The 223-nt window shown below is 55.6% G+C and carries 1 protein-coding gene; it reads right to left on the bottom strand.

What is annotated here, in order from left to right; all coding sequences use genetic code 11:
• On the bottom strand, positions 1 to 223 hold a 223-nt coding region (locus tag E4K09_RS29890), incomplete at both ends, for a DEAD/DEAH box helicase family protein (RefSeq protein ID WP_204985783.1).

Below are 223 nucleotides of genomic sequence, written 5' to 3'. Positions count from 1 at the left end.
TCGAGACTCATCAAGGCTCGCGCTCGTTCCAATGGCTTGAATGGCATTCGGCTCTAGTCCCAACCGGGTCTTGAGCTTGCGGATCAAGAAGGCAACCTCAACGGCCTGGGCACCGGTATAAGTATGAATTTCGTCGAGCACGAGAAAGCGGGGCTGTGCTCCAGCGAAGAGGGGGGCATTCCTTGGCAGGAGAAGTAGATGCTCCAGCATGGCGTAGTTTGTA

This window comes from Microvirga pakistanensis (assembly GCF_004458765.1).
GTDB classification, from domain to species: Bacteria; Pseudomonadota; Alphaproteobacteria; order Rhizobiales; family Beijerinckiaceae; genus Microvirga; species Microvirga pakistanensis.
Note: the sequence above shows the minus strand (reverse complement) of the source record. Positions and strands in the feature narration are given on the sequence as shown.